The sequence below is a fragment of the Paenibacillus litoralis genome (assembly GCF_046244365.1).
Classification (GTDB): domain Bacteria; phylum Bacillota; class Bacilli; order Paenibacillales; family NBRC-103111; genus Paenibacillus_V.
In genome coordinates this window covers 5,360,477-5,377,414 of the sequence record NZ_CP176395.1, presented here as the reverse complement: position 1 = coordinate 5,377,414, position 16,938 = coordinate 5,360,477, and the positions used below count along the sequence as shown (strand labels likewise).

The window sequence follows — 16,938 nt, the reverse complement described above, 5'->3', positions numbered from 1 at the left end:
TTCTTTATGATTTAGATTTTACTGGTTTTTCACACGATGAGGTGGGATATTTTGCTGCTTGTCTGAATACATTTACCCTAGTACAGGTTGTACGATCAGTTAGCCGCTCGCACCGGGGCACCGCGAAAAGTTCCGTTACGTTTCGGAGCAAGAGTCGCTTTTCGGGGCAAACATGGAGGAGGGAAAACGGGGATGAGTCAGAAGAAGTGGCATCAGATGACCGGCGAGGAGGCGCTGCAGGCGACGCAGACCGACCTTGCGGAAGGCTTGTCTTGGGATGAGGCGGGCAGCCGCAAAATGGAGCATGGCGGCAACGAGCTGTCGGAGGGAAAGGTGATTTCCCCCATAACGTTATTTTTGAATCAATTCAAAGATTTCATGGTGCTCGTGCTGATGGGCGCGACGCTCATTTCCGGCTTGCTCGGCGAATATTTGGACGCGATTACGATCGTGGCGATCATCGTAATGAACGGCGTACTCGGTTTCTTCCAGGAATTCCGCGCCGAACGGTCGCTGCGCGCGCTCAAGGAGCTCTCGGCCCCTACGGCGAAAATCATCCGCGAAGGCGTGCTTGCGCAAGTAGCGGCTCGCGATCTGGTCCCGGGCGATATCGTACTGCTGGAGAGCGGCGATCGCGTTCCTGCCGATATTCGCTGGCTCGAAACGAACGGTCTCTATGCCGAGGAGTCCGCGTTAACCGGAGAATCGCTGCCCGTTAGCAAGCATACGCTTCCTTTGGCTGCCGAAGACGTGCCGGTCGGCGACCAGCGCAATCTCGGCTTTATGGGGACGATGATCACGCGCGGCACGGGGAGAGGGATCGTCGTTCGGACAGGCATGGCGACCGAAATGGGTAAAATCGCCGATCTGATCCAGGGTACGGAAGAAATGGAGACGCCTCTGCAGCACAGACTCGAGCAGCTCGGCAAAATTTTGATCATGGTCGCGATCGGTCTTACGGTTATGGTCGTCGTCGCCGGGATCATGCACGGACAGCCGATGTACGGCATGTTTCTCGCTGGGGTCAGCTTGGCGGTCGCCGCCATTCCGGAGGGGCTGCCCGCCATCGTCACGATCGCGCTTTCGCTCGGCGTGCAGCGGATGATCAAACGGAAGGCGATCGTGAGAAAGCTGCCTTCCGTGGAAACGCTGGGCTGCGCTTCGGTCATATGCTCGGACAAAACCGGGACGCTGACGCAAAATAAGATGACGATTACGCATTTGTGGCTGGGCGGCAACGCCTTGGAGGTTACGGGCGACGGCTACGAGCCGCAGGGCGAAATCATGTGTCAGGGCAAGCCCGTCGATATGCGGAGGGATCAGATGCTCCGCAGGCTGCTTCAGGTTTCCGTGCTCTGCAACAATGCGGTTCTCGGTCAGGAGCAGCCGGATGTCAAGCGGAAGAAGGGGAAAGAGGAATCCAGGCCGTTCTGGACGATCAAGGGCGATCCGACGGAAGGAGCGCTGGTCGTGCTGGGAGCGAAGGCGGGCATCACCCCTCAGACGTTGTCAGGCCTTTACCGCCGCGTCAGCGAGCTTCCTTTTGATTCGGAACGGAAACGGATGTCCGTCGTCGTCGAGCACCAAGGCGGAGCGCTTCTGTGCACGAAGGGGGCGCCCGACATGCTGCTGGACAGGTGCAACTACATTCTATGGGACGATAAAGTCATCCCGTTCACCAACACGCTGAGGCAAAAGGTGCTGGCGGCCAACGATGGCATGGCGAGATCCGCGCTTCGCGTGCTGGCCCTCGCGTACCGCGAGCTGAAGCCGGCTGAGCGCGCTTCCGAGGACGGGGAGGCGCTTGAATCCAATCTCGTATTCGTCGGGCTGACGGGAATGATCGATCCGCCGCGTCAGGAAGTTCGCGACGCCATCGTCAGATGTAAGAAAGCCGGTATCCGCACGGTCATGATTACCGGCGATCATCAAGCGACGGCAGAAGCGATCGCAAGGCAGCTCGGCATGCTCCCGGCTAACGGACTCGTGCTGAACGGTCAGCAGCTTGCGGAGATGAGCGACGACCAGCTCGACTCGCGGATCGAAGAAATCAGCGTGTACGCCCGCGTCGCACCGGAGCATAAGCTTCGCATCGTCAAGTCGCTGCAGCGCAAAGGACACGTCGTCGCGATGACGGGAGACGGCGTGAACGACGCCCCTGCGATTAAGGCCGCCGATATCGGGATATCGATGGGGATCACCGGCACCGACGTCTCGAAGGAAGCGTCCGCGCTTATTTTGAGCGACGACAACTTTGCGACGATCGTTGCCGCCATCGAGGAAGGCCGCGGCATTTACGAAAACATTCGGAAATTTATCCGATACCTGCTGGCATCCAATGTCGGCGAGATTTTGACGATGTTCTTCGCCATGATGGCGGGGCTTCCGCTTCCGCTCCTCCCGATACAGATCTTGTGGGTCAATCTGGTGACGGACGGTTTGCCGGCAATGGCGCTCGGCGTGGACCAGGCGGAGAAGGATTTGATGCAGCATAAGCCGCGTCCCGCGAAAGAAAATATATTTGCCCGGAGGCTCGGCTGGAAAATCGTCAGCCGCGGCATTCTGATCGGCTTATGCACGCTCGGCGCTTTTTGGCTGACCTTGCAGCAAAATCCGGGCACCGGCGGAGACGCCTTGGCCAAGGCGCAGACGGTAGCGTTCGCGACGCTCGTCATGGCGCAGCTCATTCATGTTTTCGATTGCCGCAGCTCGCGTTCGATTTTCCACCGGAACCCGCTGCAAAACAAATATTTGGTGCTTGCGGTCATTTCGTCGGTTCTTCTGCTGCTAGCCGTACTCTACATCGATCAGCTTCAGCCTATTTTCAAAACGGTCGACCTGCACTGGAAGGATTGGGTGCTTGTGCTTATAGCCGGCGGCATACCGACGTTCCTCATGGGTATCGGCAGCGTGCTTCAGAAGCCTTCGCAAAAGAAGCGCATTACCTACGGAGGCACGCGCACGCTGGTCAAATAATGGGGGGCGCCGTCTTTGACGGATGCCCGGATAAGGATAGCCGTCGTTCGCAGTGTTGCTGCGGCGGCGGCTTTATTGGTGAAATGAAAATATCCCATTTACAGAAATATAAGCGTTGACATACCATTCCCATGGTGATATTACATGCCAATGGAGCTTTCGGTGTGAGACGATAGGATAACGGACTTTCGGGCGCTTATTTCCCTTCAACTTACCTCGTCTGGGATATAGCGGATTTTGGAGGCGTTATTTCGCCACTTCCGGCAGGAATCTGCTCCAAGAGGCTGAATAAGGCCGCGAAACTCCGCTATCCCGTCCGATTTACCCAACTGGCCGTAAATAGCGCCTTTAAAATCCGTAATGACAAGCGCGGCTCGGGATCCTTTCCTCCTCTCTTAACAAGCGCAATCCTTCTAGTGATTCTAATCATTGGGACTGCCGGATTTCGCAGCAGCCTTGTCTATCTCGTCATCCGTTACGATGCATGTCAAGGGCGGCATAGCCTTTTTCCGAGTATTGCGGTCGCTCTTTTGTGCTATAATTGCAGGAAACTTACGAGTCTCGTCCCGCCGTATGTCCGCTTGCTGAAGCTTAACCGCCCCTGCGGCCAAGCGCATTTATGAAAAACTATTGAAAATATACGGGCGAAAGGCTACTCTAGCAGTAGGATTTGCGGTATGATTATGGCTAAATCAACTGCGTTACGATTAGGTTGAATGACTGCTTAACGCCATCGCCGGCAACGGCTGAAGCATACTTGTAAGAAGAACGCACATGGGAGTGGGGAACGATGGAATTTACGAAAATGCATGGATTGGGCAATGATTTTATCGTAGTGGCAGGGGAACCGAAGCTTCCGGATAACGCGTCCGCGCTCGCCGTCGAGCTCTGCAACCGGTTTTTCGGAATCGGGGCGGATGGACTGGTCTATATTTTGCCTTCGGAGAAGGCCGATTTTATGATGCGCATTATGAATTCCGACGGTTCGGAAGCGGAGCAATGCGGCAATGCGATCCGCTGCGTTTCCAAATACGTTTACGATCACGGGATGATCGCCAAAGACGAAATTACGATCGAAACGATCGGCGCCGGCGTGCAAAGGGTGCAGCTTAGCGTGCAGAACGGCAAAGTGGCGACGGTACGCGTCGATATGGGGCAACCGATCCTGAAAGGAACCCAGGTGCCGACGACGATCGATCAAGACGTCGTGCTCGGCCATCCGATCGAAGTGGACGGACGCGAATTCACGTTTACCGCAGTATCCATGGGGAATCCGCACTGTGTCATTTATGTCGACGATGCCGTCCATTTCGATTTGAACGCTTGGGGACCGAAGCTGGAAACCCACCCGCTGTTCCCGCGTAAAATCAACGTTGAATTCGTTACGGTCAAATCGCGCGATTATGCCGATATGCGCGTCTGGGAGCGCGGTGCGGGGCCGACGCTAGCATGCGGAACCGGGGCGTGCGCAACGCTCGTTTCCTCGGTTCTGAACGGTTTGACGGACCGCAAGGCGACCGTTTCATTGAAAGGCGGCGACTTGTTCATCGAATGGAACGAGGAAGACAACCACGTCTATATGACCGGACCCGCTCAAGAAGTGTTCCGCGGAACGGTAGGATCGTAAGATGAAGCAGGACTTGCGCCAAGCGCTCAAGGAGCGCACATTGACCGGAGACGGAGCGATGGGTACGTATTTGTACCAATTGGGTTTGCCGGTAGGCATTTCGTATGAGGAATTGAACATTACCCAGCCTGAAGTTATAGCCGATGTTCACCGCAGGTACTATGAAGCGGGCGCGAGGCTGATTGAAACGAACACTTACACCGCCAATCGGGAGAAGCTGTCCAAGTTCGGACTCGAGCAAGACGTTGCCGCAATTAACCGCGCAGGCGTTGAACTGGCACGTAAAGCTGTAGGGAGCGATGCTTATGTGGTCGGCGCCATCGGCTCGATTCGTTCGGGCAGACGCCGCTCCATCGTGAACGAGCAGCTCGAGAACGACTTTCGCGAGCAGATGACCGCATTGCTCGATGCCGGGGCCGACGGTCTGCTGCTCGAGACGTTTTACGATCACGACGAAATGCTGGCTGCGCTGCGGATCGCCAGAAGTTTGACGCAGCTGCCGGTCATTTGCCAGTTCGTGACGGAAGACAGCGGTGTGACGCGCGACGGCGTTCAGCTGGATACGGCTTTCGCGCAGCTTGCCGGCGAGGGGGCGGACGTTGTCGGCTTCAACTGCCACAGCGGACCGAACGGCATTCTCCGGGCGCTGGAGAAGCTGACCCCGATTCCGGGCGTTCCGTTTTCGGTTTATCCGAACGCGGGACTGCCGAAACTGGTGGACGGCCGTTATACGTATTCGGCGCCGCCGGAGTATTTCGGCTCGATGGCAGGCCGTTTTGCAGCGCTGGGCGCGCGCATTATCGGCGGCTGCTGCGGAACGACGCCCGATCATGTCGCGGCGATTGCGCAGGCGCTGGCTGCGGGCGTCCCGGCTGCACCCGTGCAGGAATCGGCTGCCGAGACGGCCTCGCCGCAGGCGGAACCCGCCGTGCCGGCCGAAGTCTCGGCAGAGCCGAATGCAGAAGCTGCGCCGCAGCCTTGCGTTTGCGGAGACGAGCATGACGACGAGCTGTCGCTGGTGGAGCTTGCGAAAACACGGCATACCGTCATCGTCGAATTCGACTCACCGCGCGGTTTGTCGGTCGAGAAATTCATGAAGGGCGCGGCTGCGCTTCGCGACGCCGGCGTGGACGCCATTTCGATGGCCGACAACTCGCTTGCGCAAACGCGCATGAGCAATGTGTCGACCGGGTACTTGGTCAAGGAGAAGCTGGGCGTACGTCCGCTTCTGCACATCGCGTGCCGCGACCGCAATTCGATCGGGACGCAGTCGCATCTTATGGGGCTGCATGCGCTCGACATTGATCACGTGCTGGCTATAACCGGAGATCCGGCACGTGTCGGCGATTTACCGGGCGCCAGCTCGGTTTACGACATGACCTCCTTCGACTTGATCCGCATGACGAAGCAGTTGAACGACGGCCTGGCCTTCTCCGGCAAGCAGCTAAAAGAGAAAGCGAAATTCGTCGTCGGCTCGGCCTTCGATCCGAATGTGAAATATTTGGAGAAAGCGGTCCAGCGGATGGAGAAAAAAATCGAAGCCGGCGCCGACTATTTTATGACGCAGCCGGTCTACGACCTCGCAATCGTGGAAAAACTGTACAATATGACCAAACATATTTCGGCGCCGATCTATATCGGCATCATGCCGCTCATCAGCGGGCGCAACGCCGAATATTTGCATAACGAAGTGCCCGGTATCCGCATCGCGGAAGCGACGCGCAAACGGATGGCCGGTCTTGAGGGTGAGGAAGGCCGGCGCGCCGGGGTGGAAATCGCCAAGGAACTGATCGATGAAATTATCCCTTACTTCAAAGGCATTTATTTAATGACTCCGATGATGTTCTACGAGATGACGGCGGAGCTGACGCAGTACATTTGGGAGAAGACGGGCGCAAAACGGATTTCCTCTTGTCCCTAGAGGTAAAATGAATTAAAATGGTTGGGATGTGATGCGGGTGATCGTCAGTATGACCGGGTTCGGCCAAGCGACGCGCAATGCCGGCGGTTATCGGCTGCATATCGACGCGCGTTCGGTCAACCACCGGTACGCCGAAATTGTCATCAGGCTGCCCCGTGAGGCGCAGCCCTTCGAGGATGCTTTGAAGAAGACCGTTCAGCAGTCGATCAAGCGCGGGCGCGTCGACGTTTACGTGACGGTGGAGCGGGAAGCTTCTGCCGGTCAGAAGGTCGACATCGACTGGTCGCTTGCCGATGCATACGTTCAAGCGGCCGAACGGTTAAAGGAAAGGTTCGGACTTTCGGAAACGATTCGCATTGCCGATTTGCTGCAAATTCCGCAGCTCCTTCGACTGGGTGAAGCGGAAACCTCGGACGCAGACGTTCTCGAATCTGAGCTGCAGGCTTGCTTGCAAGAAGCGCTCGGCCAACTGATGAGCATGCGCGAAGCGGAAGGCCTCCACTTGCGAACGGATCTGAGGAGCCGGCTTGCCGAAATGGAGAAACTATGCCGTTCGGTGCGGGGGAGAGCTCAGCAGGTGGCTGACGAGTACAGGAGCAGGCTGCGCGGCAGGTTGGCGGAATTGCTAGAGGGCATTCCGCTGGACGAAGGCAGGGTTATCGCCGAAGCGGCCGTATTTGCGGACAGATCCAATATTGACGAGGAACTGACAAGGCTTGCGAGCCATTTCATTCAGTTTGCGCAATTGATCGACGGGGGAGAACCGCCGGGCAGAAGGCTTGATTTCTTGCTGCAGGAAATGAACCGCGAAGTGAATACGATCGGTTCGAAGGCGAACGACGCTCTCATTGCCGGATATGTCGTCGCCATGAAAGCGGAGCTTGAGAAAATGCGCGAGCAAGTGCAAAATGTCGAATAAACGATCGGAAACATGGAACGTTTTTCCGATTTCAGCGTATATACTTGTACGTTCGCAAAATCGTTCGTTTCAACCGTGTATAGGCCAAACAGCGAACGGCAACACTGAATCATTGTCTTCATTTCATTCAAATTCGACGCAAACGACGCCAACTTTCCTTTCGGAAAGGTTCGAGTTGACGCTGACGACGCCGTTTTTCTGGCAATAAGAAAAACCTAGCTCATGCCAAGACGTCGACTTTCCTAACGGAAAACTTTTAGGAGGAAAACAATGGCCATCAAACTTATTAACATCGGCTTTGGAAACATCGTTTCCGCAAACCGGATCATTTCGATCGTCAGTCCGGAATCCGCGCCGATCAAGAGGATCATTCAGGAGGCGCGCGACCGCCATATGCTGATCGACGCGACTTATGGACGCCGTACTCGCGCCGTCATCATTACGGACAGCGATCATGTCATCCTCTCCGCGGTGCAGCCGGAAACGGTGGCTCATCGACTTTCCAACAAGGACGATGATCATGACGAATAATTATGGCCAGCTGAATAACGAGGGAAGAGGCATTCTGATCGTGCTTTCCGGCCCTTCGGGCGTAGGCAAAGGCACGGTATGCGCACAGCTTAGGCAATGCGCCAAAGACCTCGTCTATTCGGTATCCGCAACGACTCGATCTCCGAGACAAGGGGAAGTCGACGGCGTCAACTATTTTTTTAAGACGAAAGAACAGTTTCAGAACATGATCGCCGGCGACGAGCTGCTCGAATGGGCGGAATACGTCGACAACTTCTACGGGACGCCCCGCGATTTCGTAGAGAAGACGCTGGCGTCGGGGAAAGACATCATTTTGGAGATAGAAGTCCAGGGGGCGCTTAAAGTCAAACAAAAGTTCCCCGAGGGCATTTTCATATTTCTGCTCCCGCCTTCGCTTGACGAGCTTCAGAACCGGATCCAAACGCGCGGAACCGAGAGCGAGGAAACCATTCGCAGCCGGATGAACGTTGCCGTTGAAGAGCTGGCTCTGCTTGAGCATTACGACTATGCGATCGTCAACGACGAGGTGCAGAAAGCTTGCGACCGCATTCAGGCTATTATTACAGCTGAGCATTGCAAGAGAGAACGCGTATCGCCAAAAATTCAAAAATGGCTGGAAGAGGTGGCAGAAAATGTTGTATCCTTCGATCGATAAGCTTCTCGACAAGGTCGACAGTAAATATTCGCTCGTCGTCGCGGTGTCCAAACGGGCGCGCAAACTCCGCGAGGGAACGAAATCCGAACTCCGCAATCCGAAGTCCCATAAGCAAGTAGGCGTAGCGCTTGAAGAGCTGTACCAGGATTATATCCATTACGAGAAGCTTCACAAGGAAGCAACCAAGTAACGAACAATAACAACCCGCGAGGTTGTTATTTTTTTAGAAATCAATCATTTTGGGGCGCCTTGCAACGCCTTAGTTCATTCTCGATTGCAGCTGTTGAAGAAATTGACCGAACATTCGGCAGGTGCAGATACGCTGCATCAGCCGTTCGAATCGGGCGGCAACCGCTGCTGCGGGATATTTTGCGTTGCAAGGCTATAGAAGGAGGCCGGAAAATGCTGAAAGGCAAATCGATTCTGCTCGGGGTATGCGGCGGAATCGCCGCTTATAAGGCGGCGGCTTTATGCAGCAAGCTGACCCAGGCCGGCGCCGAAGTTCGCGTCATCATGACGGAATCGGCGTCGCAATTCGTCGCGCCGTTAACGTTCCAAACGCTTTCGCGCCACGACGTGTTCACGGACACCTTCGACGAGAAGGATGCTTCCGTCGTTTCCCATATCAATCTGGCGGATCATGCCGATCTAGTCGTAATCGCGCCGGCGACGGCAAATATGCTGGCCAAAATGGCGTACGGATTAGCCGACGACATGTTGAGCACAACGCTGCTGGCGACGATGGCGCCGATTGTCGCAGCGCCTGCCATGAACGTACATATGTATGCGCATCCTGCCGTTCAGCACAATATGAAGCTGCTGCAGGAGCGCGGGGTTCGTTTTGTCGAGCCCGGCGAGGGCCAGCTTGCATGCGGTTATGTCGGCAAAGGACGGCTTGCGGAACCTGAAGAGATCGTCGCCTATATCGAACGGATGTTTGCCGAACGCCAGCTGCTGGCAGGCAAACGGGTGCTTGTCACCGCAGGAGGCACGATCGAGCGAATCGATCCGGTGCGTTATTTGACTAACGATTCCTCAGGCAAAATGGGCTACGCCATCGCGGAAGCGGCCAAACGCATGGGAGCGGACGTCACGCTTGTTTCCGCCAAAACGGCGCTTGCGGTTCCGGACAGGGTAAAAGCCGTGCCGGTCGTCTCCGCTCAAGACATGCTAAAGGCGGTGATTTCGCGGCTCGACGAGACGGACATCATTATCAAATCGGCTGCCGTAGCGGACTACCGTCCTGCCGTTCAGGCGCAGCAAAAGATCAAGAAGAACGAAGAAACGATGACGCTCACGCTTGTTAAGAATGAAGACATTTTGCAGACGGTCGGCGCGAACCGGACCCATCAATTCGTCGTCGGCTTTGCCGCCGAAACGGCGCCAACCGAACAGGTCGTCATGGATAAGCTGCAGCGGAAAAATTGCGACTTGCTAGTCGTGAACGACGTCTCCCAGGAGGGAGCAGGCTTCGGGAGCGATACGAATATCGTAAACGTATACGACAAGAACGGTTTGCTGGAAGCGATGCCGATCTTATCGAAATCCGAGGTGGCGGAACGTCTGCTTCGGCTTGTCGCGAATCGTCTCTCGGGCGCCGGGAGCGAGGCCTGATGTTCGCTAATGTGATTGTCGATGTGCCGGCCAAGCAGACGAATCGGACGTTCGATTACAAGATTCCGGATTCGATGCGAGGCTGGGTGGGGATCGGCAGCCGCGTAGGCGTGCCGTTCGGGCCGCGCGTCGTACAGGGATTCGTCGTAGGTTTGTCGGAAACGGCGGACGTTGCCGCGTCCAAGCTTAAGCCGATCGCCCAAGTGATGGATTTGGTACCGCCCCTTACGCCGGAGCTGGTCGAACTGGCTCGATGGATCAGCCGGACGTACTTGTGTCACGAGATTACGGCTCTCCAAGCCATGATACCGGGGGCGCTTAAAGCGAAATATGAGCGGTATGTGACGGCGGGCGATTCGGCAGGAGAAGACGATGCGGTTATGTCGTTCGGCCAGCTGTCGTTTGACAACCGGGCGGAGATCGCGGGTTTTGTCCGGTCGAAGGGACATGTGCCGCTTGAACAGCTGCTTGAGCGATTCGCGGAAGACGGAGCGCTAATACAGCAGATGATCAAGGGAGGCGAGCTGCGGGAAGTACAGACGATCAAAGACCGGCTTTCGGCCAAAAAAGTGCTTGTCGTCTTTCCGCCCGAGGATCCGGCCGTGCTTGAGCCATGCGTGGGCATGCTTCCCGCCGGCGCAAAGCGGCAAAAGGAAGTGCTCGAATATTTGATCGGCCATCCGGTGCCGGTTCGGTTGACCGAGCTGGCGCTGGAGCTGAACGTCGGAGCCGGCACGATCAAAGGTCTTGCCGACAAAGGGTGGATCGAGCTCCGCGAGACGGAAGTGTTCCGCGACCCTTACGCGGGACGCGAGTTTAAACGGACGCAGCCGCTCCCGTTCACGGAAGAGCAGGCAAACGTGTTCGAACCCATTCAGGATGCGCTCGCGGCAGTCCGGCACGAGGTGTTTTTGCTGCATGGCGTAACCGGCAGCGGGAAGACCGAAGTCTATTTGCAGGCTATCCGACAATGCCTGGATCAAGATCGCGAAGCGATCGTGCTCGTCCCGGAAATTTCTTTGACTCCGCAGATGGTGGAACGGTTTAAAGGCCGTTTCGGCAGCGAAGTCGCCGTTCTGCACAGCCGGTTGTCGAACGGCGAACGCTACGACGAATGGCGTAAAATCGCCCTCAAGCAGGTGCGAGTCGTTATCGGCGCCCGTTCGGCGATATTTGCGCCTTTTACGAAGCTTGGACTTGTCATTATCGATGAAGAACATGAAACGTCCTATAAACAAGAGGACAGTCCGAAATATCATGCCAGGGAAGTTGCCATCGAAAGAGCGATCCGCCATAATGCCGCCGTGGTGCTCGGTTCGGCGACCCCTTCGCTGGAAAGCTACTACCGGGCGTCCGAGTCTCCTGCTCGGAGCGGCGCGGTCGTTCGGGCCGGTCTGGCGCAAGGAACGAAAAGCGTTTTTGGTTCCTCTTACCGGCTTCTCACGATGGAAGAGCGCGTGCAGGGGAGGCCGCTTCCGCCCGTGCATGTGGTGGACATGCGGGAAGAGCTGAAGCAGGGAAACCGGTCCATGTTCAGCAGAGCCTTGTATAAAGCGATCGAAGAACGGTTAGAAAAGAAACAACAGGCCGTTTTATTCCTGAACCGGCGCGGTTATTCGACATTCGTCATGTGCCGGGAGTGCGGCCATACGCTGGGCTGCCCGCACTGCGATATTTCGCTTACGTACCATCAAAGCTCGCATACGGTCAGGTGCCATTACTGCGGCTACGCGGAGCCCCAAGCGAAAACTTGCCCGAGCTGCGCCAGCGAGCATATCCGTTTTTTTGGAACGGGAACGCAAAAGGTCGAGGAAGAGCTCGGCAAGCTGTTTCCGGGTATCCGCGTCATTCGGATGGACGTCGATACGACTACGGAGAAGGGCTCTCACGAGAAGCTGCTGACGATGTTCCGCAATCGCGAGGCCGATATTTTGCTTGGGACGCAGATGGTCGCCAAAGGACTCGATTTTCCTGACGTCACGCTAGTCGGAGTCATTGCGGCGGATACGGTGCTGAATTTGCCGGATTTCCGCGCTGGGGAACGTACGTTCCAGTTATTGACGCAAGTAGCGGGAAGAGCAGGCCGGCATCAGTTGCCGGGCGAGGTGTTCGTCCAAACGTATACGCCCGAGCATTACAGCATCGTCACCGCGAGCGGACACGACTATGAGGCGTTTTTGCAAGAAGAGCTTCGTATGCGCGAAGCGGGAGGGTACCCGCCTTATTACCGGCTAATCTTGATTACGATTTCGCACGAGCAGATTCCCATGCTAGTCAGAACAGCCGAATCGCTTGTCGGGCGGATCAAAGAATTGCTGGCGCAAGAATACGGCATCCACGACGATTCGAACGTACTCGGGCCGGTAGCGTCGCCGATTCCGAGAATCAAAGATAGATATCGTTTCCAATGCATGATAAAATATCGGGGGGATTCGCAGCTTCCTTCGCTTGTCGCGAAGGCCGTAGAAGCGTTCGACGACGTGTGCAGACAGCACAACGTTCAGATCGGCATCGACGTCGATCCCCAATTGCTGATGTGACGGAATACCGTTCCGCATCCGGCAGATTAGTTACGAGACAAAAAAGGTGGTTAACGATATGGCGATACGTTTGATAGTAAAAGACCCCGATCCTGTGCTGCGCGAGAAGGCAAAGCCGGTGTCGAGCGTCACCCCCAACATCCAAAAGCTGCTGAGAGATATGGCGGATACGATGTACGACGCCCAAGGCGTCGGCTTGGCCGCTCCGCAAATCGGGATTTCCAAGAGAGTCATCGTCATGGATTGCGGGGAGGAGCACGGCGGATTGATCGAGCTGGTCAATCCGGAGATCGTGTCGACCGAGGGCGAGCAATTCGGACCGGAAGGCTGCTTGAGCATTCCCGGCCTGCAGGGTGACGTTCGCCGGGCAGAGAAGGTCGTAGTCAAGGGACTGAACCGAAATGGCGAGACGATTACAATCGAAGGAACGGAGCTGCTCGCGCGCTGCATTTTGCATGAGGTGGACCATTTGAACGGCGTCCTGTTTACGGACCTCGCAGAGAAGGTGTACCGCAGCGAAGAGCAAGAAGACGAGGAGTGATCGGCATGAAGATCGTCTTTATGGGCACGCCGGATTTTGCCGTGGCGTCGCTGAACACGCTTCTGGATGAAGGCTACGATGTTGTCGCCGTCGTCTCGCAGCCGGATCGCCCGAAGGGCCGGAAACGGGTGCTGACCCCGCCTCCCGTTAAAGTCGAGGCGGAGAAGCATGGCATCCCCGTGCTCCAACCCGAAAAAATGCGCAGTCCGGAATCGGTCGCCGCTCTTGCGGCTTACCAGCCTGATTTAATCGTTACGGCCGCTTACGGGCAAATATTGCCCAAGGCCGTGTTGGAGCTGCCGAAGCACGGCTGTATTAATGTGCATGCGTCGCTCCTGCCGAAATACCGCGGTGGGGCGCCGATCCAGCATTCGATCCTGAAGGGCGAGGCCGTGACCGGCGTTACGATCATGTATATGGCCGAAGGACTGGATACGGGCGATATGCTTGCGGCCGTTGAAGTCCCGATTACGGATGAAGATACCGGCGGCTCGATGTTCGAGAAACTGAGCGCAGCCGGTGCGGATTTGCTGAAGCGCATACTGCCAGAGCTTCTGGACGGCAAACTTACGGCCATGCCGCAAAATCATGCGGAGGCGACGATCGCGCCGAACATTAAACGCGAGGATGAGCTGCTTCGCTGGGAGCGTCCGGCGATCGAGCTATTCAATCAGATTCGCGGGCTGAATCCTTGGCCGGTCGCTTTCACGACGCTTAACGGCGAAGTGTTCAAAGTATGGGCCAGCCAAAAGCCATCCGAAACGGAAAGGCGCGGCGACGACCGGAAGGCGGAGCCCGGAACGGTGCTTCAGCTGACCGACGACGGTATCGAGGTACAGACCGGCGGCGGTACGCTTTGGCTGACCGTCGTACAGCCGGCAGGCAAAAAAGCGATGGACGTATCCCAGTTTAGACGCGGAACGACGCTGACTAGCGGCGCCGTGCTAGGCAAGTAGTTTTAACGGCGGACCGGCTGGACGGATGGAAGAAGCATGGCTTACGATAGCCGGTTCGCGGAAACATAAAGGAGGAGTTCGATTTGAACGAACGTTCGAGCAAATCGGGCGGATCCGCAAGCAAGTCGGCGCGCGAGCTGGCGATGGACGTTTTGACTCGCGTAGAGAAAGACAAGGCTTACAGCAACCTGCTGCTGAATCAGCTGTTGCAGAAGCACAAGCTGGAGCGGCATGATGCAGGCCTTGCGACCGAACTGGTGTACGGTACGATTCAACGGCTCAATACGATCGATCATTTTCTTGCAGGCTTTGTGGCGAAGGGGATCCATAAACTGGAGCCCTGGGTGCGCAGCTTGCTGCGTTTGAGCTTTTATCAAATTTATTATTTGCAGCGCATACCCGCTCACGCCGCGGTCAACGAAGCGGTAAACATAGCGAAACGGAAAGGGCATCAGGGCATTTCCGGAATGGTAAACGGCGTACTGCGCAACGTGCTGCGGCAAAAATCGACGCTGACGATCGCCGAAGACATGGAGCCGGTTCGCCGTATTTCACTTCTCCATTCGCATCCCGAATGGATGGTAGCCCGCTGGATTCGCCAATTCGGCGAGGCGGCGACCGCGCAAATGTGCGCGGCTAACAATGAAGCCCCGCATGCAAGCGTACGGGTCAATCGGCTGAAACGGACGCGCGAGGAGATGCTCGAAGCATTTGCCGCAGCGGGAATCGAGGCCGTTCCGTCCCCGCTCGCTCCTAGAGGCATTATTGCGAGCGGAGGCGGGAATCTCGCTTTTACTTCTTGGTATGCCGGCGGCGAGATTACGATACAAGACGAAAGCTCGATGCTCGTCGGCGAGGCTGTTGCCCCGCTGCCGGGAATGCGGGTACTGGACTGCTGCGCGGCACCTGGCGGAAAGACGACGCATTTGGCCGAAAAGATGGGCGATAGCGGGACGATCGTCGCTTGCGATCTGCATCCGCACAAGGAGCAGCTGATTCGCGAGCAAGCCGATCGCTTGGGGCTTTCGGCCATTCAAACGATCGTCGGCGATGCAGAGAAGCTGGACGGGACGTTTGCCGCCGGTTCGTTCGACTGCATTCTGCTCGATGCCCCTTGCTCCGGGCTCGGCGTCATTCGCCGAAAGCCGGATCTGAAGTGGGCGAAGGCAGAGACGGACATCGCGGACATCTGCGGCATCCAGCACGCCATCCTCGAGTCTGTGCATAATCTGTTGAAACCGGGCGGTTTGCTCGTTTACAGTACCTGTACGATCGAACGCAGCGAGAACGAGGAAATGGTCGAACGCTTTCTCGCCTCGCATCCGGAGTTCAGTCTTGAAGCTTTTCCGAGCGGCGCCTTGCCGGTAGGGCTGGCGGAGACAGGGCGTACCGGCATGGTACAGCTTTTGCCGCATCACTATCACTCCGACGGTTTCTTCATCGCACGGCTGCGCAAAGCGTAGAAGATCGTTCAGGCAACGCCGTCAGGCTGCATTTGGCCGCTGCAGACGGCTTGCTTTCCGATCTCATCCGCTTTATGTTAAAATAAGCTTTAATCGAAACGTTTTACAGGATATAAGAGTCTAAGTACAGGTTGTGATGGAAATGAAACCGTTTATTTACGATTATTCGTTCGATCAATGGCACGACTGGGCCAAATCGAACGGACTGCCGGCTTTCCGCGCAGGTCAAATTTTCGACTGGCTCTATGTAAAAAGAGTGACGACGTTCGAGCAGATGACGAATTTGCCGAAATCGCTGAGAGAGCTGCTAGAATCGCAGTTCCAGTTCGTCACGCTGGATGAAATCACACGCTACGAATCGAAAGACGGCACGGTCAAGTTTTTGTTCGAGCTTCAAGACAAGAACGCGATCGAAACCGTCATCATGAAGCATAACTATGGAAACAGCGTTTGCGTCACGACACAGGTCGGCTGCCGGATCGGCTGCACATTCTGCGCGTCCACGCTTGGCGGACTGAAGCGGGACTTGGCTCCCGGCGAAATCATCGCCCAAGTCGTCAAAGCCCAGCAGCTGCTCGATGCTGTGAACGAACGCGTCAGCAGCATCGTCATCATGGGGATCGGCGAGCCGTTCGAAAACTACGATGCGATGATGACGTTCCTGAAAGTGATGATTCACGAAAAAGGGCTGAACATCGGCCAGCGCCACATTACCGTGTCGACGAGCGGCATCGTGCCGAACATTTACCGGTTTGCGGACGAAGATACGCAGATCAATCTGGCGATCTCGATTCACGCGCCTAACGATGCTCTGCGCTCCAAGCTGATGCCGGTCAACCGCCGCTTTCCGTTCGCGGATTTGATTCAGGCGTGCAAGTATTATACGGAGAAGACCGGCCGGCGCATTACGTTCGAATACGCTTTGATGGGCGGCGTCAACGACCAGCCGGAGCATGCGGAAGAGCTGGCGCAGGTGCTGAAGGAAATGCCTCTAGCCCACGTCAATCTCATTCCGGTCAATTACGTGCAGGAACGCAATTACGTGCGGACGCCGCGCGAGCATATTTTCCGGTTCCAGCGTATTTTGGAGAAAAGCAAAGTGAATGCAACGATTCGAAGAGAGCACGGTAGTGATATAGCAGCGGCTTGCGGACAGCTTCGTGCGAAGCATTTGGAGTCAAGTGCGAGGTGATGG

The 16,938-nt window shown here is 56.3% G+C and carries 13 protein-coding genes; all 13 read left to right on the top strand.

All coding sequences use genetic code 11. The features are described from left to right. Positions 1-192: 192 nt before the first annotated feature. Positions 193-2,976 (top strand): calcium-translocating P-type ATPase, SERCA-type, encoded by a 2,784-nt coding sequence (locus tag ACKGJP_RS22750; RefSeq protein WP_409341082.1) that lies wholly within the window; start codon positions 193-195, stop codon positions 2,974-2,976. Positions 2,977-3,766: 790 nt separating this feature from the next. Next, on the top strand, positions 3,767-4,603 hold the full coding sequence (gene dapF / locus ACKGJP_RS22745; RefSeq protein WP_409341081.1) for a diaminopimelate epimerase: 837 nt from the start codon (positions 3,767-3,769) through the stop codon (positions 4,601-4,603). A 1-nt stretch (position 4,604) separates the two neighbouring features. Then, on the top strand, positions 4,605-6,524 hold the full coding sequence (locus ACKGJP_RS22740) for a bifunctional homocysteine S-methyltransferase/methylenetetrahydrofolate reductase (RefSeq protein ID WP_409341080.1): 1,920 nt from the start codon (positions 4,605-4,607) through the stop codon (positions 6,522-6,524). A gap of 37 nt (positions 6,525-6,561) precedes the next feature. Continuing rightward, positions 6,562-7,443: a YicC/YloC family endoribonuclease gene (locus tag ACKGJP_RS22735; protein WP_409341079.1), complete on the top strand. Its 882-nt coding sequence runs from the start codon at positions 6,562-6,564 to the stop codon at positions 7,441-7,443. Positions 7,444-7,713: 270 nt separating this feature from the next. Further along, positions 7,714-7,974, top strand: a complete 261-nt coding sequence (gene remA / locus ACKGJP_RS22730; protein ID WP_009672664.1) for an extracellular matrix/biofilm regulator RemA — start codon at positions 7,714-7,716, stop codon at positions 7,972-7,974. Continuing rightward, on the top strand, positions 7,964-8,629 hold the full coding sequence (gmk, locus tag ACKGJP_RS22725; RefSeq protein ID WP_409341078.1) for a guanylate kinase: 666 nt from the start codon (positions 7,964-7,966) through the stop codon (positions 8,627-8,629). The genes remA and gmk overlap by 11 nt, the downstream gene beginning before the upstream one ends. After that, positions 8,607-8,819, top strand: a complete 213-nt coding sequence (gene rpoZ, locus ACKGJP_RS22720) for a DNA-directed RNA polymerase subunit omega (protein ID WP_409341077.1) — start codon at positions 8,607-8,609, stop codon at positions 8,817-8,819. Before gmk ends, rpoZ begins: the two co-directional genes overlap by 23 nt. A 212-nt stretch (positions 8,820-9,031) precedes the next feature. After that, complete coding sequence (gene coaBC / locus ACKGJP_RS22715; protein ID WP_409341076.1) at positions 9,032-10,243, top strand: bifunctional phosphopantothenoylcysteine decarboxylase/phosphopantothenate--cysteine ligase CoaBC; 1,212 nt, start codon at positions 9,032-9,034, stop codon at positions 10,241-10,243. After that, positions 10,243-12,783 carry a primosomal protein N' gene (gene priA, locus ACKGJP_RS22710; protein ID WP_409341075.1) on the top strand — a complete coding sequence of 847 codons (2,541 nt, stop codon included), beginning with the start codon at positions 10,243-10,245 and terminating at the stop codon, positions 12,781-12,783. The genes coaBC and priA overlap by 1 nt, the downstream gene beginning before the upstream one ends. Positions 12,784-12,841: 58 nt before the next feature. Continuing rightward, positions 12,842-13,324 (top strand): peptide deformylase, encoded by a 483-nt coding sequence (gene def / locus ACKGJP_RS22705; RefSeq protein ID WP_409341074.1) that lies wholly within the window; start codon positions 12,842-12,844, stop codon positions 13,322-13,324. Between the two features lie 5 nt (positions 13,325-13,329). Beyond that, the gene (gene fmt, locus ACKGJP_RS22700) at positions 13,330-14,280 is read left to right on the top strand and encodes a methionyl-tRNA formyltransferase (RefSeq protein ID WP_409341073.1); all 951 of its coding nucleotides are present in this window, start codon (positions 13,330-13,332) and stop codon (positions 14,278-14,280) included. 83 nt (positions 14,281-14,363) lie between these two features. Beyond that, positions 14,364-15,743: a 16S rRNA (cytosine(967)-C(5))-methyltransferase RsmB gene (gene rsmB, locus ACKGJP_RS22695; protein WP_409341072.1), complete on the top strand. Its 1,380-nt coding sequence runs from the start codon at positions 14,364-14,366 to the stop codon at positions 15,741-15,743. A 142-nt stretch (positions 15,744-15,885) separates the two neighbouring features. Beyond that, the gene (gene rlmN / locus ACKGJP_RS22690) at positions 15,886-16,935 is read left to right on the top strand and encodes a 23S rRNA (adenine(2503)-C(2))-methyltransferase RlmN (RefSeq protein WP_409341071.1); all 1,050 of its coding nucleotides are present in this window, start codon (positions 15,886-15,888) and stop codon (positions 16,933-16,935) included. Positions 16,936-16,938 lie beyond the last annotated feature (3 nt).